Genomic DNA, 24,954 nt, shown 5'->3' with positions numbered 1-24,954 from the left:
CAGTGCCCACTATCGATCAGGTCGGAGCCCGAGAGATCCTCGACTCCCGGGGAAACCCGACGGTCGAGGTTGAGGTTCTGCTGGGCGACGGGTCGTTCGCCCGCGCCGCCGTGCCGTCGGGCGCCTCGACGGGCGAGCACGAAGCCGTCGAACTCCGCGACGGCGGCTCACGGTACGGCGGGAAGGGCGTCGAGAAGGCGGTCGAGGCCGTCCTCGACGAGATCGCGCCGGCCATCATCGGGCTGCAGGCCGACGACCAGCGCCTCGTCGACCAGGCGCTGCTCGACCTCGACGGCACACCCGACAAATCACGCCTCGGGGCCAACGCGATCCTGGGCGCCTCGCTGGCCGTGGCCAAGGCCGCGGCTCAGGCGGCCGACCTCGACCTGTTCCGCTACCTCGGCGGCCCCAATGCCCACATCCTCCCGGTGCCGATGATGAACATCCTCAACGGCGGCGCACACGCCGACACCGGCGTCGACGTGCAGGAGTTCATGGTGGCCCCGATCGGCGCGGCGTCGTTCAAGGAGGCGCTGCGCTGGGGCACCGAGGTGTACCACTCGCTCAAGTCGGTGCTCAAGGCGCAGGGCCTGGCGACCGGTCTCGGCGACGAAGGCGGGTTCGCGCCCGACGTGGCCGGCACCACGGCCGCGCTCGACCTGATCCTGTCGGCCATCGAGTCAGCCGGGTTCAAGGCCGGCTCGGATGTAGCGCTCGCACTCGACGTCGCCGCGACCGAGTTCTACTCCGACGGACAGGGCTACAAGTTCGAGAATGAGGTGCGCACCGCCGAACAGATGGGCACCTTCTACGCGGGTCTGCTCGACACGTATCCGCTGGTGTCGATCGAGGACCCGCTGTCCGAAGACGACTGGGACGGCTGGGTCGCGCTGACGTCGGCCATCGGGGATCGCGTGCAGCTGGTCGGCGACGACCTGTTCGTCACCAACCCGGAGCGACTCGAGGACGGTATTCAAAAGGGCGCCGCCAACGCACTTTTGGTGAAGGTGAACCAGATCGGCACGCTCACCGAGACGCTCGATGCGGTGGCGCTCGCCCACAACAGCGGCTACCGCACGATGATGAGCCACCGCAGCGGCGAGACCGAGGACACCACGATCGCGGACCTCTCGGTTGCGGTGGGTAGCGGTCAGATCAAGACCGGCGCCCCGGCCCGCAGTGAGCGCGTCGCCAAGTACAACCAGCTGCTGCGCATCGAGGAGAACCTCGGCGACGCCGCCCGCTACGCCGGCGACCTCGCCTTCCCGCGGTTCGCGATGGAAGCCAGATAGTCCGGTAACGGCCCGTGCCCGAAGCGAAACGGCCCGACCCCAAGCGCCGGTCACCGACCTCCCGACCCGGGAAGTCGGGCAAGGCAGGCGGTGCGGGGAGGGGCCGTCCGCGGGTCGCCGCACGTCGCGAGCCGCGTACCACCGACTCGCGGCCCGCGACCGAGGCAGCGACCGATGCCCCGGCCAAATCCCAGGAAACCGGTGTCGTCATCCGCCGCGCCATCGCGGAATCGGCCGAGCAGCAGTCCGAGCAGCGGTTCGGGTCCGCGGCCCGGCGCGCGGCCATCCTCGCGGTGGTGGTGTGCGTGCTGACGCTGACGATCGCCGGGCCGGTCCGCACTTATTTCGCACAGCGCACGGAGATGAAGCAACTCAAAGCGACCGAACAGCAACTGCGGACCCAGATCGCCGAGCTCGAACAGCAGAAGGTGAAGCTGGCCGACCCGGTGTTCATCGCCGCGCAGGCCCGCGAACGGCTCGGTTTCGTGATGCCCGGCGAGATTCCGTATCAGGTGCAGCTGCCTCCCGGTGCGGTGGTGCCCGGCACACCCGATCAGGAACCAGAAGCCGTCAACCGCGGTCAGCCGTGGTACACCGCGCTGTGGCACACGATCGCCGATGAGCCACATGGGATCACACCCGGTCCACCACCGACCGCACCCGGTGCGCCCCCACCGCCGCCTCCGCCCCCACCCGCTCCCGGTGGTTGACCCCGCAGACCTCGGCGCCGTCGAGCGCCAGCTCGGACGCGCGCCGCGCGGCGTCCTTCAGATTGCCTACCGGTGTCCCAACGGTGAGCCCGGCGTCGTCAAGACCGCGCCGAAACTGCCTGACGGCACGCCGTTTCCGACGTTGTACTACCTCACCCACCCGGTGTTGACCGCCGCCGCGAGCAGGCTGGAATCGTCGGGCATGATGCGGGAGATGACCGAGCGGCTGCAAGGCGACGCCGAGCTGGCGCGGGCGTACCGCAAGGCGCACGAGTCCTATCTCGCCGAGCGCGACGCGATCGAACCTCTCGGGACGACGTTCTCCGGAGGCGGCATGCCGGACCGGGTCAAGTGCCTGCACGTGCTGATCGCCCACTCGCTGGCGAAGGGTCCGGGCGTCAATCCGTTCGGCGACGAAGCGCTGGCGGCGCTGGCCGACGATCCCGCGATGGAAGGCATCATCGATCCGGAAAGGTGGGCCCATGAGTAGGGTCGGCGCGATTGACTGCGGTACCAACTCCATCCGCCTGCTGATCGCCGACCAGGTCGACGGCAAGCTGGCCGACGTGCACCGCGAGATGCGCATCGTCCGATTGGGTCAAGGTGTCGATGCCACAGGGCAATTCGCGCCGGAGGCACTGTCGCGCACGGAGTCGGCGTTGGCCGACTACGCCGAGCTGATGCGCCACCACGGCGTCGACGACGTCCGGATGGTGGCGACCTCGGCGACCAGGGATGCCGCGAACCGCGACGTCTTCTTCGCGATGACGGCCGCGGTGCTGGGCGCCGTTGTGCCCGGTGCGGTAGCCGAGGTGATCACCGGCGCCGAGGAGGCCGCGCTCTCGTTCAACGGTGCGGTTGGCGAACTGGACTCGGCGGCAGCGCCGTTCGTGGTCGTCGACTTGGGCGGCGGGTCGACCGAAGTGGTGCTCGGTAGCGACGAGATGACCGCAGGCTATTCGGCCGACATCGGATGCGTCCGGCTCACCGAGCGCTGCCTGCACTCGGACCCGCCGACCGCAGAGGAGATCGCCGCGGCGCGTGATGTGGTGCGCGAAGGGCTGCACGAGGCGTTCCGGGCGGTGCCCGTCGAACAGGCCCGTACCTGGGTCGGAGTGGCCGGCACCATGACGACGCTGTCGGCGCTGGCGCAGAAGATGCCCGTCTACGACTCGGATGCGATTCACCTGTCCCGTGTTCGGTTCGGCGAACTGCTGAACGTGTGCGAGGGGCTGATCGCGATGCCGCGAGCCCAACGCGCGCAGCTGGGGCCGATGCATGAGGGCCGCGTCGACGTCATCGGCGGCGGGGCGATCATCGTCGAGGAGCTGGCTGCCGCACTGCAACAACGGGCGGGTATCGAGGAGCTGACGGTCAGCGAGCACGACATCCTCGACGGCATCGCGCTGTCGATCGCCGGCTGACTGTCGACCTCGTCCCCCCGCATCGGGGACCTTGGTCACTAGCTGCGGACCCTGTGTGGCGGCCACTGTGGATACAGGAACACTTACACAGGAGAGCAGGACCGCCATGAACGTTCACTTCCCCGACCGGGACACCGTGCGAACCGCGTTGTCGCTGGCCACCAGGGCGCCCTCCATTCACAACTCGCAGCCGTGGCAGTGGCGGGTGGGCGACGAAAGCCTGCACCTGTACGCCGATCTGGACCGTCGGCTACCGAGTGCCGATCCAGACAGCCGCGACCTGCACCTCAGTTGCGGGATCGCCCTGCACCACGCCGTCGTCGCGCTGGCGGCGCTCGGTTGGCACGCCAGGGTTCACCGGTTCCCCAACCCGGCAGAACCGCAGCACCTGGCCGCCATCGAGCTGAGCCGGCAAGCCGCAGGCGAACTCGACATCGTTCTGGCCGCGGCGATCCCGCGGCGCCGCACCGACCGTCGCCTCTACAACTCCTGGTCCGTCCCGGAGGCCGACATCGCCTTGATGGGTGCGAGGGCGGCGCGTTACGGCGTCATGCTCAGGGAAGTCGCACAGCTGCCCAAGTTGCAACATGTTGTGGCGCAAGCGGTTCGGGAGCACGCCGCCGACGACGCGTATTTGCGCGAGCTGACCGCATGGAGCGGACGGCACGCGTCGGTGGCCGGTGTGCCCGCCAGGAACACCCCGGTGTCGGATCCCCACGCAGCGATACCTGCCAGGCACTTCGCCGGCCCCGCCCTGGCCCAGCCGCCCGACGCCTCACCCGAGGACGACTCGGCGACGGTGCTGGCGCTGGGAACCAAGGAAGACACCCCGCTGGCGCGGCTGCGCGCGGGTGAGGCATGCAGCCTCGTCCTGCTCACGGCGACGGCACTGGGCCTGGCGAGCTGCCCGGTGACCGAACCGCTGGAGATCGCCGAGACGCGGGAAGCCGTGCGGGAAGACGTTTTCGGCGATTACGGCTACCCCCAGATGCTGTTGCGCGTGGGTTGGGCGCCGGTGAACGCCGACCCGCTGCCGTCCACGCCGCGGCGCGCGCTGGCCGATGTGGTTCGGTGGTTGGACTAGTCCTGCCGACGGTCCAGCTTGGACACGAACACCGCGGCCTGCGTCCGGCGCTCCATACCGAGTTTGGCGAGCAACCGTGACACATAGTTCTTGACGGTCTTCTCCGCCAGGAACATCCGTGCCGCGATCTGCCTGTTGGTCAGGCCTTCGCCGAGCAACCCGAGCAGCGTGCGCTCCTGGTCGGTCAACCCGGAGAGGGGATCCTTGCGGTCGGCCGAGCCGCGCAACTTGGCCATCAGCGCCGCCGCGGCGCGGTTGTCGAGAAGCGATCTGCCGGCGCCGACATCCTTGATTGCCTGCGCCAGCTCCATGCCCTTGATGTCCTTGATGACGAACCCGCTGGCGCCTGCCAGGATCGCATCGAGCATGGCCTCGTCGGAGGTGTACGAGGTCAACATCAGGCAGCGCAGGTCGGGCAGATCGGACAACAGGTCGCGGCACAGTTCGATTCCGTTGCCGTCGGGGAGCCGCACGTCGAGGACGGCGACATCGGGCCGGACCGCGGGGATCCTGACCATCGCCTCGGCGACCGATCCGGCCTCGCCGACCACCTCGAGTTCTGGGTCTGATCCGAGCAGGTCGACCAGTCCGCGTCGGACGACTTCATGGTCGTCGACCAGGAAGACCGTGACCATGTGAGCCCTTCCGATCAGCGCCTCAACGGCGAATCTCCAGCACTTCCCGCACCGCCCGTCTCGGCGTCGGTGCCGGCGTGTTTTCGATCGTCGGCACTTTACCCACTCGAATCAAGGCCTGGGGGACCGCGTCGCGTCCTGTCAGCCGGCGGATGGCGTCGCGCCCGGCCTCCACCTCGGTCAGATGGGTCATCGTGCAGGTTGCCAACCCGGCGGCCGTGAGGTCGAGCAACACCCGCGACAGCGCCTGACCGCTGATGAACGCGTCCTCGCGGGTGTCCGCCGGTGTCGACAACACCACGACGTCGGCCTCGTCGAGCGCGGTTCCGCTGCGGCGGTCGAGGTGGCCGCTGGGCCGGAAGCTTCGGTTGACGCCGACGCGCCGCCGTTCGGACTCCGACACCAGCGCGCTGGGCGGAATGCCTTCGGACAGCCGGAAAGGCGTGGTCCACCACTGCAATTCACCGTGGTAGCGATCGTCGTGCGAACGCAGCGACTCGGTGAGCCGGGAAGCCTCGGCCAGCTCGGCATGCGTTGCGGCCTGCAGTGTGTCGACGAAGGTTCCCTCGGGTCGATTCGACAGCACGACGTCGAGGCTGTCATCGGGCGCCCGGAACGGCAGACGGTCGGTGCGGCGGGTCAGGATGGCGTCGGCGCGCTCGCGTGCGCTCGGTGTGACGGGTGCCGGGGCGCAGACGCGCACCGACGCGAGATGCTCGGGCCTGTCGGGGTCGGGGAACGTCTCGACCGAGGTGTCCCAGCCGGCGGCGGCCATCGCTACGCGGAAGTGGTCGAGCGCTGCACCGCAGGCGATCAGGGCTTCACGCCCCGAGTTGTCGGTTGAGCGGATCACCCGGGAGCGGTCGGCATGAAGCTCGATCGTGGTCGTGCCGATCACCCATCGCCACGGTTGGCTGTTGTGCAACGACGGGGCCCGGCACGCCAACTCGACCGCGTTGACGACGACTTCGATGTCGATCGTCGTGGGCGTGGAAGCCTTTTCGGCCTCAAGACGTGACGGCGTCATGGTCGGTGCTCCGGTACTGCGGGAGGCCGCGTTCGCGAAACCTGCGGCCGGTCATTTTCTCGGTGCGGATCCGCACGAAGTGGTCCCGGCGACCGTCGACCCACGGCTGCAGGAATGTTCCTGACAACTCGACCAGTTCGTCGACGTCGGTGATCGGTTCGGCGTGCCCGACGACGGTGACGCTCCAACCGGTACGCAGGTCCGCGTCGAGCTCGTCGGCCTGGAAGGCCACGACCTGGTTGTCGGTCGCGGCGGCCAACTTCGGTCCGCCCGCGACCCGGATCACGACGTCGTCATGCCAGAGCCGGAAGTTCACCGGCTGCACCGCGGGCAGAGCGTCCTCGGTGAAGACCAGCCTGCCCACCCGCACGCCCTGTAGTAGGTCCAGGCATTGCCTGCGGTTGAGGGTCTCCAGTTCTTGACCTTTGGTCATCGTCTTTCAGCCTCCTTGGACCAGAGCGAGGGTGCCGACGGGCGTGCAACGCCAGTGTCCGTTGCTCAGGTCGGCCAGTCGGGTAACGGCGCGCTCGATGCCGTCGGCGAGTTCGTTGACGTCGGGCGCGGCGTCGTAGTCGCCGATGATGCCAAACGACAGGTGGTCGGCGTAGCTGAGGATCGCGATGCCGGTTCGCAGTCGAAGTGCCAGTGGCGGAATCGGCAGCAGCCGAATGACTTCGCGGCCCTTGAGCCGCATCCGCTTGCGGGGGCCGGGCACATTCGTGGCCAGTGTCACGATGCCCCGCTGGGGGAGCCGGGTCAGGGCCCGAACCGCCCACGCCGTCAGCGGGAACGGAATCGCGTTGGCCGCGGTGACGAAGAGGTTTCCGGCCTCGCGCTGTCCGCTCGCCTTGGACTTGCCCAGTCGTGCGTGCACGGTTTGCAGCTGCTGGATCGGGTCGTCCTTCTCGACGGGGAGGTAGGGCAGCATCACCGATACCCGGTTGTCGGGTTCGCCCGCCGCATCGGCGGACCGCACCGACACCGGCACCAGGGTGCGCAGCGACGTGCGCCCGGGGTTCTCGCCGCGGCGCAGCAGGATGGTGCGGAAGCTGTCGGTGATCGCTGCCAGCGCTACATCGTTGACCGTGACGTCGAACCGCTCACAGATGTGGTGCACGTCGGGCAGCGAAACCTCGACGGAGGCGTAGCGCCGCATATCGGTCACCGGACCGGTCAGCGACGACGGCGAGGCCGGCCGCAGCAGCCCGCCGGCGATCTCGACGGCCCCGTGTAGCGCCTGGGTCGCGGTGGTGGTCACGTCGCGAGACGTACGCCACGCAGATGCCATCCAATCGACTGGATTGAGCGAAAGAGCGGGCAGGCGCCAGGGTTTCGGCTTCGGTTGGGCGCCGCTGAGTGCCGTCGCGAACGTCTCGGTGCCGTGTCCGTCGCACAGATGGGCGAGCAGATGGGTCGCCGCGACCCCGTCGGCGATGCAGTGGTGGATCTTCATCAGGATCGCCCAGCGGTTGTGGGCCAGGCCGTCGACGACCCAGCACTCCCACAGGGGCCGGTCGCGGTCCAAGCGCCGCTCCATCACTTCGGCGGCCCAGCGGAACAGCGCCGTATCGTCGCCGGGCCGGGGCAGCGCCGCCCGGCGGATGTGGTGGGAGGCGTCGACTCCCGCGTCCTCCACCCACTCCGGTGCGCCGAGGTCGAGTGGATGGGTGCGCAGGATCTGCCGGAAGCGCGGAACGGCCATCACGCGTTCGGTGAGATCGGCGACGAGCGAATCGAATTCGGGCATCGGCCCGGCGAGCACGGCGATCGCCCCGATCGCGAGGCTCACGTGAGGGTCGGAGTCTTCGGCGTGTAGGAATCCCGCGTCCAGTGTGGTGAGCTGCTCCATACCCTTACTGTCGGCGACCGGCGGATGTGGCAGTAGGGCCTTAGGTCCCTACTTCGCCCGTGGTCAGCGCGGCGGCATGCCGGCGACGAGGGGTGCGTCGGCGCCGACCGGGCCGAGCTTGGCGGCGCCGCCCGGAGCGCCCAGGGGCGCATCGCGGCCCGGCAGGACGTCGGTGAAGAACGCGGCGTTGTCGGCGAGGTGGCCGTGCTCGTCGTCGGGCAGATCCGTCTCGAAATAGATCGCGCCCTCTTCGCACGCCAGCTTGCACGCGCCGCAGTCCACGCACTCTTCGGGATTGATGTAGAGCGACCTCGCGCCCTCGTAGATGCAATCGACCGGGCATTCCGGCACACAGGACTTGTGCATCACGTCCACACACGCACTGCTGATCACATAGGTCATGGCCCCAGCGTAAGAACAGCCGGACGCGGTCGTCGCGGGTCGAAAGCCTGTTGCTTCGAGGACCAAAGTCCCTGGCGCAGCGCCGAAGCCGGTGCGGTCGAGCGTGGGCACGAGCTCGACGGACATCCCAGCTCGTGCCACGCCCAACGTCGGCGGCGCCTGACTCAACGCGTAGCGGGGGTGTGCAGCGGCGCGTCGTACACCGAGGCCAGCCGGCCCAACGTCAACGCACCCAGCAGCAGGCCGAAGTCGCGCAACGCGACGTCGTAGAACCCGGGGTAGGTGAGCAGGTTGACGATGATGCCCGCGAGCCAGATGGCGACGACGTACGCGGCGTATCGCGGTTTGACCGCGACCACGATGCCGGCCACGATCTCGACCACGCCGACGACCAACATCGTCTGGTGCGCGGTGAACGGGCTGATGTCGACGATCCACGGCGCGAGGTAACCCTCCCAGTCGGTCAGCACGTTGGTGAACTTGTCGAGGCCCATCACGATCGGCAGCACCGAGAACCCGATCCGCAGGATCAGGTAGGCCGCGTAGACGGGATCGGTTCGGGCGCGCAGCAGCGGGCTCTTCGAGTGGTCGGTTGATGGCGCATTCGAGGTGGGCATGGCGCCGTTCCTTTCTATAAATAAATGTTATGTCTTTTAGAGCACACCTTCCGCCTCAGTTTGTCAAGAGTTTTTGGTGATAGAGTTTGGACGTGCCCCCGCAGTTCGCCGACCCTGCCTCGTTGGCGGCGTTGACCAGCCTGGACGACCCGATTCGCCGTCGGCTGTACGAGTTCGTCGTTGAGCGCGAAGAGCCGGTTTCCAGGGAGGCGGCCGCCGCGGCGGTCGGCATCGGCCGCACCCTGGCCGCCTATCACTTGGACAAACTCGCCGACGGTGGGTTGCTGGCGGTCAGCTATCAGCGCCCCGCCGGCCGTGGCGGTCCCGGCGCCGGACGGCCGGCCAAGCTCTACGCCAGGACCGCAGACGAGATCGTGGTCAGCGTTCCGCCGCGCGACTATCTGCTGCTCGCTCGGCTGTTGGTCTCGTCGATCGAGCAGGACGCCGGAGGGGCGGTGCGCTCGGCCCTGAGCGCGGCCGCCCGCGAAACCGGGCGCCAAGCCGCGGTCGACGCCGACGGTGACGTGGTGGTCGCGCTGCGCGCCTGCGGATACTTACCCCAGTCGGATGCCGAGGGCTGTATCACCCTGCGCAACTGCCCGTTTCACTCGGTGGCCAAGGACCACCTGGAGGTGGTCTGCGGGCTGAACCTTCAGCTCGTCGAGGGTGTGATCGATGGCAGTTCAGCGCCCGACGCGCGCGCGGAGCTCAGTCCTCGACAAGGCCGGTGCTGCGTGCTGGTGCACGGCGCCTCGGGTTGACATGGCCGCCCGCAGGTCACCAACCGCGGCGGTGCGGGCGCGAACCGACCAACTCACCCTTGTCGACGACATCGCGGCTGCGGTAGACGATGTAGGGCCGGAACAGGTAACCGATGGGTGCGCTGAACACATGGACCAGCCGCGTGAACGGCCACAGGCAGAACAGCACCAGCGCGATGATCACGTGGATGTGAAACCACAGCGGCGCCTGGGCCATCAGGTCGCCGCGCGGTTGCAGAATCCAGATGGACCGGAACCAGGGCGACACCGTCTGTCGGTAGTCGTGTTCGGCGCCGACGGGGGTCGCACCGATCAGGGTGCACGCCAGGCCTGCCACGATGGCCATCACCAGGACCAGGTACATCACCTTGTCGTTGGCGGTGGTGGCGAGGAAGACCGGTCCGGTGGTGCGGCGGCGGAACACCAGCAACGCGATACCCGTCAGCGTGGTGACGCCGGCGATCGCGCCGAGCACCATCGCCTGGATGTGGTAGGCGTGGTCGCTGAGCCCGATTGCGTCTGTCCATGATTCGGGGATCACCAGACCGATGATGTGTCCGACGATCACCACCAGGATGCCGAAGTGGAACATCGGGCTGCCGATGCGCAACAGCCGTGATTCGTACAGCTGCGACGAACGGGTGGTCCAGCCGAACTTGTCGTAGCGGTACCGCCACCAGATCCCGACCGCGACGATCGCGAGCGTCACGTACGGCACCACGTCCCAGAAGATCACCCAGCCCGACATGTCAAACTCCTTGTGCGCGTCGTGGCGGCACGGTCAATGTAAAGGGTTGTAGACCAACGGATTCGGCGGGCGGTCCCGAGGCGGCCAGTCGCTGAGCCCGTTGGATGTCCTGCTCGGTACGGGCCGGAAGCGTTTCGCAGATGGCGGCCACGGCGTATGCGTACGGCGATGCGGACTGCTGCAACGCATCACACAGCAAGTCGATCGGGGCACGGTGCTCGACGAGCAGGCGCCGCCCCGCCTCGGGGTCGACGGTGGCGGCGAACTCGAGTACCACGGGCAGGTAGTCGGGGGCCTCGCGTTCCGGCGGGCTGACGCCCGCCTCCCGGTAGGTGCGAGCGAACGCCAGCATGTGGTTGCCGCGGTTGCGGGTGTCGCCCGCCGTCCAGTACGTCAGGTACATCGTGGTGCGGCGCCGCATGTCGAAGGTGTCCACATAGTCGGCCTGCGCTTGCATCGGGTCCCTGTCGCGCAATGCCGCGACGGTGGTCGCGAGCAGGTCTGCCGGGGCGGCGGGAACGTGCGTCAGCAGTTCCTCGACGGTGGCCAGCCGTTCGGCCTGCTGGTCGTCCGGATAGGTCAACAGCAAGGCGGCCGCCTGCCACACGAGGCGGTGCTCGAGGGTCGATTCCCGTCTGCTCCTGAGCAATTTCATTGATCCGCGCTCCGCTCGGGGAAGATTCCGCTGGGTTCCCCCCGGCCGTCCCAGTTGAGCAGGTTGACCCGTGACGGGCGCGACTCGGTGACCGCGATGCCCTCACTGGTCTGTCGGTGGTGCAGTGCATGGAAGCTCTCCACCGCGACGGGCACCGGGGCGCCACTGGCCTCGCCGAACGGACCCGACTCGTACATGCCGGGTCCACCCTCGAACGACAGCGAGCAGCCCGGTTCTTCGAGCGCCTGCGCCTCGAGGGCGTGGGCATCGGCGACGTAGGCGGTCGGAATGACATAGCGCTCTTCGTATTTCGCCAGTGCCAGCAGGCGGTACATCTCGTAGATCTGCTCTTCGGTCATGCCGACCGCCTGCGGGATGTGGGGCTGGGTCTCCCGGCCCAGGTTGATGTCGCGCATATAGGACCGCATCGCGGCAAGCCGCCGCAGCACGTCTTCGACCACCGCGGTGTCCCCGGCCGTGAACAGCCCGGCGAGGTACTCGATCGGAATGCGCAGCGCCTCCAACGCGCCGAACAGGTTTCCGAGCGCCTCACCGTCATGGCCGTCGCGGGCGACCGCGTCGACCACGGGGGACAGCGGCGGGATGTACCAGACCATCGGCATCGTCCGATACTCGGGATGCAGTGGCAGCGCAACCTGATAGCGGTGAATCAGTGCGTACACCGGCGAACGTTGGGCGGCCTCGATCCACTCCTCGGAAATGCCCTCCGCGTGGGCGCCGGCGATGACCTCGGGGTCGTGCGGGTCCAGGATGATCGACTTCTGCGCTTCGTAGAGGTCGGTGTCCTTCTCGGTCGCCGCCGCCTCGAGCACACGGTCGACGTCGTAGAACACCAGGCCTAAATACCGCAACCGACCGACACAAGTCTCCGAGCACACCGTGGGCAGCCCGACCTCGATGCGCGGGTAACAGAACGTACACTTCTCGGCCTTGCCGGTCTTGTGGTTGAAATACACCTTCTTGTAGGGACATCCGGACACACACATCCGCCAGCCGCGGCAGCGGTCCTGGTCAACGAGCACGATGCCGTCCTCGGAACGCTTGTAGAGCGCCCCTGACGGGCACGACGCGACGCACGAGGGGTTCAGGCAGTGCTCGCAGATCCGCGGCAGGTAGAACATGTACGTCTGCTCGAGTTCGAGGCGGACCTGCTCGTTCACCTTCTGCAGCACCGGATCTCCGGCCACGATCTCCGGTGAGCCGCCCAGGTTGTCGTCCCAGTTCGCCGACCACTCCACCTTCATCGGTTCACCGCTGATCAAGCTGCGCGGCGGGGCCACCGGTATGTGCTCACCCAACGGCGCGTTCGTCAGATTCTCGTAGTCGTAGGTCCACGGCTCGTAGTAATCGTTGATGCTGGGCATCTTGGGGTTGGCGAAGATCCGCAACAGCTTGCTCAGCCGCCCGCCGTCGCGCAGCCTCAACCGACCCCTGCGGTCGCGTATCCATCCACCACGCCACCGCTCCTGATCCTCGTAAGTCCGCGGATAACCTTGTCCCGGACGGGTTTCGACGTTGTTGAACCAGACGTACTCGGTGCCGGGCCGGTTGGTCCACGCCTGTTTGCAGGTGACCGAGCAGGTGTGGCAGCCGATGCATTTGTCGAGGTTCATCACCATCGCCATCTGCGCCATGACTCTCATTCGTACGCCACCTCCTGGCTGCGACGCCGCACCACGGTCACCTCGTCGCGTTGGTTGCCGGTCGGACCGAGATAGTTGAATGCGAACGCCATTTGGGCGTACCCGCCCGCCAGATGGCTCGGCTTGATCAGCAGCCGGGTCAGCGAATTGTGGATACCGCCGCGCTTCCCGGTGGCCTCGCTGAGCGGCACATCGATGGTGCGCTCCTGCACGTGGTAGACGAACACGACGCCCTCGGGCATCCGATGCGACACGATCGCGCGGCACACCAGCACGCCGTTGCGGTTCACCGCCTCGACCCAGTCGTTGTCGCGCACCGAGATCTTCGCGGCATCGGCCGGGCTCATCCACATCGTCGGACCGCCGCGCGACAACGACAGCATGAACAGGTTGTCCTGATACTCCGAGTGGATCGACCACTTCGAATGCGGGGTCAGGTAGCGCACCGTCAGTCCCACACCGTCGTGGTCACCCACCGCCGACGCGCCGAACAACCGCGACATGTCCAGCGGCGGACGGTAGACCGGTAACTGCTCACCGAGTTCCTCCAGCCAGTCGTGGTCCAGGTAGAAGTGCATCCGGCCGGTCAGCGTGTGGAACGGTTTGAGCTCCTCGATGTTGATGGTGAACGGTGCGTAGCGACGCCCACCGGTCTCGCTGCCCGACCACTCCGGGCTGGTGATCACCGGAACCGGCCGCGCCTGGGTGTCGGCGAACGTGATGCGGCGCTCCTCGCTGCCACCGGCCAGATGCACCAGTCGACGCCCGGTCCGGCGCTCCAATTCGCGGAAGCCCTCGACGGCCAGCCGTCCGTTGCTGGTGCCGGACAGTGCCAGGATCGCCTCGGCCATCCGTTCCGCGGTGTTGATCGCCGGACGGCCTTCTGCGCGACCGGAACTCATGACACCGAACTTGGCCGCGAGTTCGCCGACCTCTTTGTCGGGTCGGACGGTGACGCCTTTGGTGGTCAACCCCAGTTTCTCGACCAGCGGCCCCAGCGCCGCCCACTTCTGGGCGATCGCCGGATAGTCACGCTCCACCACGGCGATCGGACCCATGGTCTTACCGGGTACCGGGATGCTCCCGTCGGTGCGCCAATTCTGCTCGACACCACCGGGATACGCCATCGCACCGGGTGTGTCGTGCTGCATCGCGCCGAGCACCACGTCGGTGCGCACCCCCAGATGCTTGGCCGCCAGCCCGCTGAACACCCGGGCGATCGCACCGAAGGCCTCGAAGTCGGAATGGGTCTCCCACGGCGGGTCGACGGCGGGGTTGAACGCGTGCACGTACGGGTGCATGTCCGTGGTGTTCAGGTCGTGTTTCTCGTACCAGGTGGCGGCGGGCAGCACCACGTCGGACAGCAACGTCGTCGACGTCATCCGGAAGTCGATCGACATCAACATGTCGAGCTTGCCCTCGGGGATGTCGTCGGTCCACGATATGTCGTTGGGCCGCACCGCCTCCGGCGTCGGCTCGGCCTGTAGGTTCGAGTCGGTGCCGAGCAGATGACGCAGGAAGTACTCGTTGCCCTTACTCGACGAGCCCAGCAGGTTGGCCCGCCAGACCGACAGCACCCGAGGCCAGTTCGACGGGTTGTCCGGGTCGGTGACGGCGAGCTTGAGTCCACCGTCGGCGAGCTTCTCGGTGACGTAGGTGGAGATGTCCTGACCGGCGGCGCGGGCCTCGTCGGCGACGTCGAGGCTCGAGCGGTCGAACTGCGGATAGAACGGGCTCCAGCCCATGGCCGTCGATGCGGCGAGCACATCCATGGTGTGGCGGTCCCGGAACCGGCCGCGGCTCAGCGGACTGGACAGCGCGTCGGCCCGGTAGCCGTCGTAGCGCCACTGATCGGTGTGGACGTACCAGTACGAGGTGCCCGGCATCTGTCGCGGCGGCCGCGACCAGTCGGTGCCCATCGCCAGCGCCGACCATCCCGTCACCGGGCGGCACTTCTCCTGTCCGACATAGTGGGCCCAGCCGCCGCCGTTGCGACCCATCGCGCCGGTCAGCAACACCAACGCCAGCACCGCCCGGTAGGTGGCGTCGCCGTGGAACCATTGGCATATTCCGGCGCCCATGATGATCATCGACCGCCCACCGGACTCCTCGGCGTTGCGGGCGAACTCGGTGGCGATCCGAATGGCCTGTGACGCAGCCACTCCGGTGATCGACTCCTGCCAGGCAGGAGTGTACGGCTTGGGATCGTCATAGCCGGTCGGCCAGTCACCGGGTAGATCGGGCCGGGCCACGCCGTATTGGGCCAGCATGAGATCGAACACCGTGCACACCAGGTGTTCACCGACCCGTCGCACCGGCACGCCCCGGGTCAGCGTTTCGCCGTGGCCGTCGAAGGTGTCGAATCGCGGCAACGCCACCTCGGCTGTCTCCCCGCCCTCGGTGAACAGCACCGTCAACGCCGGTACGAGATCACCCAGTTCGAGGTTCCACTTGGTGACCCCGTCGTCGCCGAAGCGGAATCCCAACGAGCCGTGCGGTACGGCCACGGAGTCGGTCGCCGCGTCCAGCAGCACCGGTTTGAAGGCCGCGTTCTCCTGTGCCGCGACTTCACCGCCGAGGTCGGCCGCGGTCAGGTTCTTACCCGGGACGAGCCTGCCGTCGCGGTCTTCGAGCTTGACCAAGAACGGCAGGTCGGTGAACTTGCGGACGTAGTCGACGAAGAACGGGACGCGCTGTTTGACAAAGAATTCCGAGAGCACGACGTGGCCCATCGCCATGGCCAACGCACCGTCGGTGCCCGCGGCGCACGGCATCCACTCGTCGGCGAACTTGGTGTTGTCTGCGTAGTCGGGGCTGACGCTGACGACCTTCGTGCCGCGGTAGCGCACCTCGGTCATCCAGTGCGCGTCCGGTGTGCGGGTGACCGGCACGTTGGAACCCCACATCATCAGATACGAGGCATCCCACCAGTCGCCGGATTCCGGTACGTCGGTCTGGTCGCCGAAGACCTGCGGGGAGGCCACGGGTAGGTCGGCATACCAGTCGTAGAAGGACGTCATCACGCCGCCGAGCAGTTCGATGAATCGCGATCCCGCGGCGAAGGAGACCATCGACATCGCGGGGATGGGGGAGAATCCCGCAATCCGGTCGGGCCCGTACTGCTTGATCGCGTGGATGTGGGCCGCGGCGATCATCTCGGTCGCCTCGGCCCAACTGACTCGCACCAGACCGCCTTTACCCCTTGCCCGTTGGTAGCGCCTGCGGCGTTCGGGGTCATTCTGGACGTCGGCCCATGCGAAGACCGGATCCGACAGACGCGACTTCGCCTCGCGGTACATCCGGACGAGTTCGCCACGCGCGTACGGGTAACGGACCCGCGTCGGCGAGTAGGTGTACCAGGAGAACGCCGCACCGCGCGGACATCCGCGCGGCTCGTACTCCGGTCGGTCCGGGCCCACCGACGGGTAATCGGTCTCCTGGGTTTCCCAGGTGATGATGCCGTCCTTGACATAGATCTTCCACGAGCACGAGCCGGTGCAGTTGACGCCGTGCGTGGAGCGGACCACCTTGTCGTGGCTCCAGCGGTCGCGGTAGAAAACGTCGCCTTCGCGACCGCCGCGGCGGTGGATGGTCCGCCCGTCGTCGGAAGCCTCACCGGGAGTGAAGAATCGGCCGCTGCGTTCGAGCAGTTCTTCGATCGGGCCGCCGATGTGGGGCGGGGTGATCGTCACTGTGTGGCCTCCTTCGGTTGCGGCTCATGAGCGTGCAGCCGCAGTGCGGTGTAAGCGAACGCGATCAACGCGGTCACCACGAGCAGGATCAGACCGATCGAGTAGTCGTTTTCGGCGGAGTCGTAGGTCGAGCCCATCACCAGCGGTGGGAAGTATCCGCCCAAACCACCGGCCGCCGAGACGATTCCGGTGATGGAGCCGACGGACTTGGCGGGCGACCGGCGGGCCACCCATGCGAACACGCCGCCGGTGCCGATACCGAGGAACACGGCCAGCGCGATGAAGGTGACGGCCGACCACACGTCCGGCGGCGGTTGCAGTATGGCGATCAATGCCATGAGCGCGGTGCCGGCGAAGGAACCCAGCACGACGTACTTCGGCGCGATCCGGTCGGCCAGCGCACCACCGACCGGACGGGCGAGGACCGCGGCCAGCGCGAACCCGGCCGTGCGCGCGCCGGCATCGACGGCCGAGAAGTGGTAGATCGTCTTGATGTAGGTGGGCAGATAGTTGCTGAACGCCACGAACCCGCCGAACACGATCGCGTACAGGAACGACATCTCCCAGGTGACGCGAAGTTTGGCCGCCGCCTTCAGCTTGGGCATCACCCGGTCGGTATTGGGGGTGAAGGTCGGGGAGTCGCGCATCAACAGCAGACACAGCCCCGCGGTGACCGCCAACGCGACCGCGATGATGACATGGGTGGAAAACAACCCGAACCAGCCGACGAACCGGGGCGTGAAGAACGCCGAGAGCGCGGTGCCCACCATCCCCATCCCGAAGACCCCGGTGGCGAACCCGCGCCGCGACGGCTCGTACCAGTTGTTCGCGAACGGGATCCCGACGGCGAAGATCGTGCCTGCGATGCCCAGGAAGAAGCCGCACACGAGCAGCATCGGATAGGAGCCTGCCGAGCCCGCAGCGCCGACCGCCAGCACCGGAACAATCGAGATCAACGTGATCGCGATGAACAATGCGCGCCCGCCGAACCGGTCGGTCAGCGAACCCACGACGATCCGGCCGAGTGCGCCCACCAGGATCGGTGTGGCCACCAGCATCGAGGCCTCGGAGCTGCTCAGCGACAGATCGCCCGCGTACGTCGTCGACAGCGGGCCGATCATGTTCCATGCCCAGAAGTTGATGGCCGAGACCCAGGTGGCCAGCGCTAGGTTGATGCCCCGCCGCGCGCCGGTGTGCGGCGTCGTAGTCGCCGTGCTCACTCACCCAGACAACCACGTGTGGAAGGCGCCCGCGTGGCTTTCGGGTAAAGCGCTGCTACACGATGTAGTACAGGCCCGCGCTAGGCGCGAATTCTCCTGCGGCGCTTGGTCGGGTCGTGCTGACCGGCGAGTGTCAGCCCGAGTATCGACATGACGACACCCAGGCCGAACCACATCCAGTCGAACGCGTTGGCCGCCGCGTATCCGTATGCGAACAACGCGAAGTAAGCCAGTCCGGCGCCGAGGAAGTACGCCCGAGCGGCCGCGTACGTGCGTGCCATCAGCAGCCCGAGCGCGCCGATCACCAGGTTGGCCACGTTGCCCAGCCCGGACACCGAGAGCATGCCGAGCAGGCTGGCTCCGGATCGGTGGTCGGCCCACGCCAGCCGGTCGTAGTCCTGGGTCACGCCCGGAATGAACCCGAGGACGCCGAGGAGGATCAGGGCGACGCCGGCGATCACCGCCGCCGCCTGCACGGCCATGTACTTCGGTGGTCTTGCCATCCCTCGCCTCCGTCCAAGCCGATATTGACGGACTCGCAGGTGATACCCGCCGGCGGCCGTCGCTAACCGGCGCGAGGCGTGGACCTCTACCGCGTGTTCCGGTTCAACGCGGTATTGGCGTCGCGGCGGCGTGACAGCAGCACGCCCAGCGCGATCATGCCGACCCCGAGGAACAGATGAAGCCAGTTGTCGGCGGTGTTCAACGGCACGAAGTTCGCCGCGCTGTCATGGTCGATGACCAAGCCGTACAGGAAGAGCAGCAGGTAGATGACGCCGCCGCCGATCAGGTAGATGCGGGCTGCATCGAACGTGCGCGCCATCAGGACGCCGGCCACACCGAACAGCAGATGCACGATGTTGTGCAAGATTGAAACGTTGAAGATCCCGAGCAGCATGGCCCCGGAGTGGTGGCCGGCGAACGTCATGGTGTCGTAGTTCGTCGTGATCCCCGGGATGAAGCCCAAAATGCCGACCAACAGGAACACTGCGCCGACGGCAAGGGCAGCCTTCTGAACATGTGAGCCGTACCGGGAGGCGGCCGTCGGGCCCGGTGGGTGGCTGCTGACCATGATGAGTTCCTTTCCTCGCGTGAGCGCAGGGCTACCCGCGGAAAGGCGGCGCAAACGTGGCCGCGCGTACCGAGATCGGCAGGGCGGAAGCCGCGGCTCAGGCGCTTCTGGTCTCGCCTGGACCGATCACGTCCGGTGCCGGGCTACTTCTTGATGTAACAGTTGGGTGGGTTCCCGCAGTGATGACCTTGATCGCACTTGTGGCAGTGGCAGGTACAGCCGCTCTTGGCCTTGACCGCAGATGTACGCATCGCGAATCAACTCCTTTGTTGTGAGCCGCGTGCATCGGGCAGGCACGCACTCACCAACGAATATAGGCCGATCCGAGCAGCGCCGGGGCGGCTCAGTTCTTCAGGATCGGCTTGAGCGCTTCGATCACCGCTGGGTCTTCGATCGTCGACGGCAACGGCTCCTCGCGGCCGTGGGCGATGCCCCGCATCGTCTTGCGCAGAATCTTTCCGGACCTCGTCTTGGGCAGCGCGGGCACGACGTCGACGAGTTTGAAACACGCTACGGCGCCGATGTTCTCGCGCACCGACTCGATGAGTTGCTCGGCCAGCCCGTCGTCTGAAGCACCCGACTTGAGCACCACGAAGCCGCGCGGCACCTGGCCCTTGATGTCGTCGCGGACGCCGATGACGGCGCATTCGGCGACCGCCGGATGAGTGGCCAGCACGGCTTCGATGGATCCCGTCGACAACCGGTGTCCGGCGACGTTGATGACGTCGTCGATGCGGCCCATCACGAAGAGGTAGCCGTCCTCGTCGAGATAGCCGCCGTCACCGGTGAGGTAGTAACCCGGATGCTCGGACAGGTAGGAGGCCTTGTATCGGTCGTCGTCGCCCCACAGGGTGGGCAGGGTGCCCGGCGGAAGTGGGAGCCGGATGCAGATGTCGCCTTCCTCGTTGGCAGCGCAGGGCGAGCCGTCGACGTGCAGAATCCTGACGTCGTAGCCGGGCATCGGAACCGTCGGGGATCCCGGTTTGATCGGCATGGGTTCCAGACCCATCGGGTTGGCGGCGATCGCCCACCCGGTTTCCGTCTGCCACCAGTGGTCGACGACCGGGATACCGAGTTTCTGCGCCGACCACGCGTAGGTGTCCGGGTCGAGTCGCTCGCCGGCCTGGAAGAAGTACTTCATCTTCGACAGGTCGTAGCGACCGATGTGCTCGCCGTCGGGGTCCTCCTTGCGGATCGCGCGCACGGCCGTCGGGGCCGTGAACAGTGCCTTGACCCCGTGCTCGGACGCGACCCGCCAGAACGCACCGGGATCCGGCGTGCCGATCGGCTTGCCCTCGTAGAGCACCGTCGTGGCACCCAGCAGCAGCGGTCCGTACACGATGTAGGAGTGGCCAACCACCCAGCCGACATCAGATGCGGCCCAGAAGACTTCGCCGGGTTCGATGTCGTAGACGTTGCGCATGCTCCAGAGCAGCGCCACCGCATGCCCGCCGTTGTCGCGGACGATGCCTTTGGGCTTACCCGTGGTCCCGGAGGTGTACAGCACGTAGAGCGGATCGGTCGCGGCCACCGGCACGGGGTCGACGGCCGCTGCGGCCGCGACGTCCTCCCAGTCGAGGTCGCGGTCCGGAGCCAACTCGCAGCGCTGCCGATCGCGCTGCACGATGACGCAGTTGCGCGGCGGGTGCTCGGACATCTCGAGTGCGGCGTCCAGCATCGGCTTGTAGGCGACGATGCGGGACGGTTCGATACCGCAGGACGCGGAGACGACGACTTTCGGTTGCGCGTCGTCGATGCGCGCCGCGAGTTCGTGCGCGGCGAACCCGCCGAACACGACCGAGTGGATCGCCCCCAGGCGCGCACACGCCAGCATGGCGATCACCGCCTCGGGGATCATGGGCATGTAGATCACCACGCGGTCGCCCTTTTCGACACCCAGACCGCGCAGGCCGCCGGCGAATTTCGCTGTCGCATCACGCAATTCGCTGAAGGTGTAGGTGCGTTGCGTCCCGGTGACCGGTGAGTCGTAGATCAGCGAGGGCTGATCGCCCCGGCCGTCGTCGACGTGCCTGTCGAGCGCATTCGCGCAGGTGTTCAGCTCACCGTCGGCGAACCAGCGGTAGAACGGCGGGTTGGAGTCGTCGAGGATCTGTTTCGGCTCACGTGTCCACGTCACCGCGCGTGCGGCATCGGCCCAGAATCCTTCTGGATCAGCGATGCTGGCGTCGAACAGCGCTCGGTATCCGGCCATACCGGCACGGTAGCGCGACGGCAGTTCCTATAGTCGCGTTATGGCTTCTGCTCCTCCGCCGATCGAAGGAGTGCGCCGTTCTCACCTCACCGCCCGCGGTGTGCGCTTCCACGTCACCGAGGCGGGCCCCGCCGACGGGCGCCCGGTCGTCGCGCTGCACGGGTGGCCGCAACACCATTGGGTGTACCGCGATCTCTTGGGTAACCCGCCCGCGGGACTGCGGATCATCGCGCCGGACCTGCCCGGCTACGGCTGGTCGGGTCCTGCGCCGCACCGGTGGGAGAAGGACGACGTCGCCGCCGACGTACTGGCACTGCTCGACGCGCTGGGTCTGGACCGGGTCTTGCTGGTGGGCCACGACTGGGGCGCGTACGTCGGGTACCGCATGGTTTTGACGGCGCCGGAGCGTTTCGACGGCTACCTGGCGACGAACATGGCCCACCCGTGGGTGGGCCCGCGCGTCGTCGCACCACAGCTGTGGCGGTTCTGGTACCAGGTGCCGCTGGCCACGTTCGGCGTTGCGGTGCTGCGGCACACGGGCTTCCTCGACCTGCTGTTCAAGGCCGGCTCGCGGTTGGACCCGGAGACCGCGCGGGTGTACGCCGATCGATTCCGAGATCCGGTGGTGGCCCGGGCCGCGCGCGACACGTACCGAAGCTTCCTGCTCCGCGAGTTACCGGCCGCCGGCCGCGGGCCGAAGCCGTCGCGCGCCACCGTGCCGATCCGGTGTCTGTTCGGGCGCGATGACGCGGCTGTCCATCCATCTCTGGCAGCGGAGGAGACCGCGGATGCCGACGACTACCGACTGGAGATGGTCGACGCCAGTCATTTCATCGTCGACGAGAGACCCGATCTGGTGCGCGCGGCGCTGATCGCCCTGGCCGAGGAGACCGCCCAGGCCTAGTTGCCATCACACCTGGTTCGGCGCGGCGGGCAGGTCGATCTCGACGGTCAGGCCCCCGCCGGGGGTGTCGGAAGCCGAGATCGTTCCGCCCATCGCCTCGACGAATCCCGAGGCAACCGACAGGCCGATTCCGATGCCGATCGAGTCGTCGTCGCTGAGCCGCTGGAACGGGGCGAACACCTGCTCTTCGCTGCCTCGCGGAATACCGGGACCCTCGTCGACGACGGCGATGAGCACCCGGTCACCCACCTGGCCCGCGGTAACCCGCACCAGGCTGCCGTCGGCGTAGCGCAGCGAGTTGTCGATCAGGTTGGCCAGGACGCGCTCCAGCAGTTCGTGGTCGGCCAGGGCCGCGTCGCAGTCGATCTCCACCTTCACCCGTTCACTGCCCGGTCGGGTGATTTCGTCTGTGTCCGCGCGAATTCCGAGCAGCGCGCGTTGGACGACGTGCTCCAGTTCGACGCGCGCCATCTGCGGTCGAACTGCGCCGGCGGCCAGGCGCGCCGAGTCCAGCAGGTTGGCCACCAGTGAGGTCAGCTGATCGACGGACTCCTCCACCGTGGCAAGGAGTTCGGCGGTGTTGTCGCCGGAGAAGTCGACGTCGCTGTTGCGGATCCGGGACGTCGCCGCCCTGGCGGCCGCCAGCGGAGTGCGCAGGTCGTGGCTGACCGCTGTGAGTAGCGCGTGCTGCAGTTTGTCCGCTTGGCCGACGACCTCGGCCTTGTTCGCCTCGGCCAACTCCCGTTGCCTGATCAGGTTGACGGCCTGCTTGCCGACGCCGCTGAGGACGCGGCGGTCGCGCGTCGTCAACGCCGGTCCGGACAACAGCATCCAGTACTCGTCGTCGTCGATCTCGACGGGTGTGTCGGCGTCGTCGACGTCGGTGCAGGGGTCGGTGCCGGTGTGGGCGAGCAGTTCGCCGGTCTTGCTTCTCACGATGCTCACGGCGCGCTGGGAGTACGTTTCGCGGACCCGCTCCAGCAGGCTGTCGAGGTCCGCTTCGTTCAGCACGCCGTCGGCGAACAGCGCCAGCAGCGTGGCTTCCTGACTGGCTCGCCGCGCTTCTCGCGCCCGTCTCGAGGCCCGGTCGACGAGGGCGGCGACCGCGACGGACAGGAGCAGCATGATCACCGTCGCGACAAAGCCGTCGCTGTCGTGGACGGAGAACGCGTTCGCCGGAGCCACCAGGAAGTAGGTGATCAGCGCTCCGGACAGGGCGGCGGCCGTGACGGCCGGGGCGAGCCCGCCGAGCATCGCCGTGCCCAGCACCCCGATGAAGAACAGCGCGCCCGGGCCGCCGATGTGCAGGAACCCCTCCGGCAGCAGCAATGTCAGCGCGCAGACCGCGACCGGGATTGCGATAGCGGCGAGCCATGACGTGAGCCGGCGCTGTCGTGGCGAGAGCCGGGACCACGAGATGCCGGTGCTGGCCTGGTCGTGGCTGACCATGTGCACGTCCAGACCGCCGGCCTGCTGGACGACGGCCTCGCTGATGCCCTCGTCGAACATGCGCGACAGCCGCGAACGTCGAGATGTTCCGACCACCAACTGTGTGGCGTTGATGTCGTGCGCATAGGCGATCAGAGTGGAAGCGACGTCGTCGCCGACCACCGTATGCATGGTCGCGCCCAAGCTGGCGGCGAGTTCCCGCACGGCCTTCTTCTGCTGATCCGAGATGGCCGTGAGGCCGCCGCCGTCGACGATGTGCACCACTCTGAGGTCGGCGCCCGATCGGGAGGCGATGCGGGACGCCCGTCGCACCAGGACCTCGGACTCGGGGCCGCCCGTTACCGCCACCACCACACGTTCGCGGGGTGCCCATCGATCGCTGATCTTCTTGTCGGAGCGGTACTTGGCCAGCGCGGCGTCGACCTGATCGGCGAGCCACAGCAGGGTCAATTGTCGCAGCGCCGTGAGGTTTTCGGGTCGGAAGTAGTTCGAAAGTGCGGCATCGACACGCTCGGGCGGGTACACATTGCCGTGAGCGAGCCTGCGCCGCAACGCTTCCGGCGTGATGTCGACCAACTCGATCTGATCGGCGGCGCGCACCACCTCGTCGGGTATGCGGTCGGGTTCCTCGACTCCGGTGATCTGGGCGGCGAGGTCGGAAACGCTCTCCAGGTTCTGGACATTGACGGTGGTGATCACCGTGATGCCGGCGTTGAGCAGTTCTTCGACGTCCTGCCAACGCTTCTTGTTCTTGCTGCCCGGGGCGTTGGTGTGGGCGAAGTCGTCGACGAGCACGACCTTGGGCCGCCGCTGCATGATCGCGGTGACATCGATCTCCTGGTACTGCGTGCCAGGCCTGCTGGAGTCCTCTACGACGCGCGCAGGTATCACCTCGATGCCCGCGAGCTGCTGGCCGACTTTGCGTCGGCCGTGGGTGTCGACTACGGCGGCAACCACGTCAGTTCCGCGCTCGAGACGGCGGTGCGCCTCGGCGAGCATGGAGTAGGTCTTGCCGACACCGGGCGCCGCGCCGAGGTAGACGCGCAGGTCCCCGGTCTTTCGTCCCAGTATTCCCATCGCTTCCCAATTTACGTTGTGTAATGCGTGGCTCAAACCTCCTTGTCGTCGCTGAGTGGTCGCGCCCCTGTGTTCGCCGGCCCTTTAGCTCCTAGGGGCGTGCGAAATCACTTGCGTCTCTTTGGTTTCAGTAGTCACAGATGGGGCTGGGTTGTCGGTGGGTCGAACTAGTGTTCGAGTATGTCGGTGGAACGGGTCAGCCAGCGGATCGCGGCGATGGACCGCGAGCTGTCCGGGTTGATCGCCGAGTCGTTCGACACGTTGAGCACCGCTGAGCAGTTGAGGGTCACCGCGCAGTGGGAGAGGTTCACCCGGCGCCAAGCCGCGGTGGGGCACAGCATGGTGGCCGGGCTCCAGCAGGCCCCGTTGGCGGAGTTGGGGGAGCCCAGCGTGGCCGGGGCGTTGACGGTGTTGTTGCGCATCTCTAAGGCTGAGGCGCATCGGCGGGTGGCCGAAGCGC

Annotated in this window: 22 protein-coding genes and 1 pseudogene; 8 read left to right on the top strand and 15 right to left on the bottom strand. The window is 67.4% G+C overall.

The window, feature by feature from the left end:
• Positions 1 to 2 precede the first annotated feature (2 nt).
• From eno to CEX87_RS08950, 5 genes are all read left to right on the top strand, one after another.
• The gene (gene eno / locus CEX87_RS08970) at positions 3 to 1,292 is read left to right on the top strand and encodes a phosphopyruvate hydratase (RefSeq protein WP_064399575.1); all 1,290 of its coding nucleotides are present in this window, start codon (positions 3 to 5) and stop codon (positions 1,290 to 1,292) included.
• A gap of 14 nt (positions 1,293 to 1,306) precedes the next feature.
• A complete protein-coding gene (locus CEX87_RS08965) occupies positions 1,307 to 2,002 on the top strand; it encodes an FtsB family cell division protein (RefSeq protein ID WP_094286801.1) in 696 nt (231 codons plus the stop codon).
• Positions 1,995 to 2,492, top strand: a complete 498-nt coding sequence (locus tag CEX87_RS08960; protein ID WP_064426358.1) for a DUF501 domain-containing protein — start codon at positions 1,995 to 1,997, stop codon at positions 2,490 to 2,492. The genes CEX87_RS08965 and CEX87_RS08960 overlap by 8 nt, the downstream gene beginning before the upstream one ends.
• Positions 2,485 to 3,426 carry a Ppx/GppA phosphatase family protein gene (locus CEX87_RS08955; protein ID WP_064399577.1) on the top strand — a complete coding sequence of 314 codons (942 nt, stop codon included), beginning with the start codon at positions 2,485 to 2,487 and terminating at the stop codon, positions 3,424 to 3,426. Before CEX87_RS08960 ends, CEX87_RS08955 begins: the two co-directional genes overlap by 8 nt.
• 106 nt (positions 3,427 to 3,532) lie before the next feature.
• Positions 3,533 to 4,510 carry an Acg family FMN-binding oxidoreductase gene (locus CEX87_RS08950; protein ID WP_064426357.1) on the top strand — a complete coding sequence of 326 codons (978 nt, stop codon included), beginning with the start codon at positions 3,533 to 3,535 and terminating at the stop codon, positions 4,508 to 4,510.
• Here CEX87_RS08950 and dosR read toward each other — a convergent pair.
• The 6 genes from dosR to CEX87_RS08920 all read right to left on the bottom strand — a co-directional run bounded on the left by dosR (position 4,507) and on the right by CEX87_RS08920 (position 9,040).
• Positions 4,507 to 5,145 (bottom strand): hypoxia response regulator transcription factor DosR/DevR, encoded by a 639-nt coding sequence (gene dosR / locus CEX87_RS08945; protein ID WP_064399579.1) that lies wholly within the window; start codon positions 5,143 to 5,145, stop codon positions 4,507 to 4,509. The two genes, CEX87_RS08950 and dosR, sit on opposite strands and share 4 nt — an antisense overlap.
• Before the next feature lie 22 nt (positions 5,146 to 5,167).
• Entirely contained in the window at positions 5,168 to 6,172 is a 1,005-nt protein-coding gene (locus CEX87_RS08940; RefSeq protein ID WP_094286799.1) for an Acg family FMN-binding oxidoreductase, read from the bottom strand.
• Complete coding sequence (locus CEX87_RS08935; protein ID WP_064399580.1) at positions 6,153 to 6,605, bottom strand: pyridoxamine 5'-phosphate oxidase family protein; 453 nt, start codon at positions 6,603 to 6,605, stop codon at positions 6,153 to 6,155. Before CEX87_RS08935 ends, CEX87_RS08940 begins: the two co-directional genes overlap by 20 nt.
• A gap of 6 nt (positions 6,606 to 6,611) precedes the next feature.
• Complete coding sequence (locus CEX87_RS08930; protein WP_064399581.1) at positions 6,612 to 8,021, bottom strand: WS/DGAT/MGAT family O-acyltransferase; 1,410 nt, start codon at positions 8,019 to 8,021, stop codon at positions 6,612 to 6,614.
• Positions 8,022 to 8,084: 63 nt separating this feature from the next.
• Entirely contained in the window at positions 8,085 to 8,423 is a 339-nt protein-coding gene (gene fdxA, locus CEX87_RS08925) for a ferredoxin (protein WP_094286971.1), read from the bottom strand.
• A 164-nt stretch (positions 8,424 to 8,587) separates the two neighbouring features.
• Positions 8,588 to 9,040 carry a DoxX family protein gene (locus CEX87_RS08920; RefSeq protein WP_094286797.1) on the bottom strand — a complete coding sequence of 151 codons (453 nt, stop codon included), beginning with the start codon at positions 9,038 to 9,040 and terminating at the stop codon, positions 8,588 to 8,590.
• A 92-nt stretch (positions 9,041 to 9,132) separates the two neighbouring features.
• Between CEX87_RS08920 and CEX87_RS08915 the strand changes: the two genes are divergently transcribed.
• Positions 9,133 to 9,801, top strand: coding sequence for a helix-turn-helix transcriptional regulator (locus tag CEX87_RS08915; protein WP_064419070.1), 669 nt, complete (start codon positions 9,133 to 9,135; stop codon positions 9,799 to 9,801).
• Between the two features lie 16 nt (positions 9,802 to 9,817).
• Here the strand turns inward: CEX87_RS08915 and narI are convergent.
• From narI to CEX87_RS08875, 8 genes and pseudogenes are all read right to left on the bottom strand, one after another.
• Positions 9,818 to 10,552 (bottom strand): annotated as a pseudogene (narI, locus tag CEX87_RS08910) (respiratory nitrate reductase subunit gamma); the annotation flags it as partial.
• Positions 10,551 to 11,204, bottom strand: a complete 654-nt coding sequence (gene narJ / locus CEX87_RS08905; protein WP_064399586.1) for a nitrate reductase molybdenum cofactor assembly chaperone — start codon at positions 11,202 to 11,204, stop codon at positions 10,551 to 10,553. The gene narJ and the pseudogene narI, both read right to left, overlap by 2 nt.
• Positions 11,201 to 12,868 (bottom strand): nitrate reductase subunit beta, encoded by a 1,668-nt coding sequence (gene narH, locus CEX87_RS08900; protein WP_064399587.1) that lies wholly within the window; start codon positions 12,866 to 12,868, stop codon positions 11,201 to 11,203. Before narH ends, narJ begins: the two co-directional genes overlap by 4 nt.
• Positions 12,865 to 16,560, bottom strand: a complete 3,696-nt coding sequence (locus tag CEX87_RS08895; RefSeq protein WP_198957189.1) for a nitrate reductase subunit alpha — start codon at positions 16,558 to 16,560, stop codon at positions 12,865 to 12,867. The genes narH and CEX87_RS08895 overlap by 4 nt, the downstream gene beginning before the upstream one ends.
• The gene (locus tag CEX87_RS08890) at positions 16,557 to 17,735 is read right to left on the bottom strand and encodes a nitrate/nitrite transporter (RefSeq protein WP_269845535.1); all 1,179 of its coding nucleotides are present in this window, start codon (positions 17,733 to 17,735) and stop codon (positions 16,557 to 16,559) included. The genes CEX87_RS08895 and CEX87_RS08890 overlap by 4 nt, the downstream gene beginning before the upstream one ends.
• Before the next feature lie 125 nt (positions 17,736 to 17,860).
• Positions 17,861 to 18,283 (bottom strand): DUF4383 domain-containing protein, encoded by a 423-nt coding sequence (locus tag CEX87_RS08885; protein ID WP_064399590.1) that lies wholly within the window; start codon positions 18,281 to 18,283, stop codon positions 17,861 to 17,863.
• Between the two features lie 86 nt (positions 18,284 to 18,369).
• Entirely contained in the window at positions 18,370 to 18,852 is a 483-nt protein-coding gene (locus tag CEX87_RS08880; protein WP_064419074.1) for a DUF4383 domain-containing protein, read from the bottom strand.
• Between the two features lie 343 nt (positions 18,853 to 19,195).
• Positions 19,196 to 21,064, bottom strand: coding sequence for a propionyl-CoA synthetase (locus CEX87_RS08875; protein WP_064399592.1), 1,869 nt, complete (start codon positions 21,062 to 21,064; stop codon positions 19,196 to 19,198).
• 40 nt (positions 21,065 to 21,104) lie between these two features.
• Here CEX87_RS08875 and CEX87_RS08870 point away from each other — a divergent pair, with 40 nt between their 5' ends.
• Positions 21,105 to 21,968 (top strand): alpha/beta fold hydrolase, encoded by an 864-nt coding sequence (locus CEX87_RS08870; RefSeq protein ID WP_064399593.1) that lies wholly within the window; start codon positions 21,105 to 21,107, stop codon positions 21,966 to 21,968.
• Positions 21,969 to 21,974: 6 nt separating this feature from the next.
• On the opposite strand, the gene CEX87_RS08865 is transcribed toward CEX87_RS08870, so the two are convergent.
• Positions 21,975 to 24,494: a sensor histidine kinase gene (locus tag CEX87_RS08865; RefSeq protein ID WP_094286795.1), complete on the bottom strand. Its 2,520-nt coding sequence runs from the start codon at positions 24,492 to 24,494 to the stop codon at positions 21,975 to 21,977.
• A gap of 180 nt (positions 24,495 to 24,674) precedes the next feature.
• Here CEX87_RS08865 and CEX87_RS08860 point away from each other — a divergent pair.
• A partial coding sequence (locus tag CEX87_RS08860) for a DUF222 domain-containing protein (protein WP_142301077.1) occupies positions 24,675 to 24,954 on the top strand: 280 nt, incomplete at its 3' end.

This window comes from Mycobacterium lehmannii (genome assembly GCF_002245535.1).
GTDB classification, from domain to species: Bacteria; Actinomycetota; Actinomycetes; order Mycobacteriales; family Mycobacteriaceae; genus Mycobacterium; species Mycobacterium lehmannii.
This window is presented reverse-complemented; position numbering and strand designations above follow the sequence as displayed.